General features: G+C 60.9%; 1 protein-coding gene. It reads right to left on the reverse strand.

Annotated elements, in window-relative coordinates; all coding sequences use genetic code 11:
* Positions 1-238: NADH-quinone oxidoreductase subunit J (locus CH341_RS33390; RefSeq protein WP_210208758.1), on the reverse strand; the 238-nt coding region annotated here is incomplete at both ends.

A 238-nucleotide genomic window follows, 5' to 3' on the forward strand; every position in this document is an offset into this window, starting at 1 on the left:
GACGCCTTCCTTATGGCGCAGCGTCAAGACGATCGCCCCGATCATCGCCACGAGCAGAACGAGTCCGGCCGTCTGGAAGAAGAAAATGTATTTGGTGTAGAGAAGCTCGCCGATCGCGGCGATGTTGCTCGCCTCCGCAAGCGGTGGGATCGGCTGCGCCACCTGCTGTGCAACCTCAGGCGCGATGATGGTGCCGCCGAGCACTGCGACGAGCTCCACGAGCAAGATGATTCCAATC

Origin of the sequence: Rhodoplanes roseus, from assembly GCF_003258865.1 — a bacterium.
GTDB classification, from domain to species: domain Bacteria; phylum Pseudomonadota; class Alphaproteobacteria; order Rhizobiales; family Xanthobacteraceae; genus Rhodoplanes; species Rhodoplanes roseus.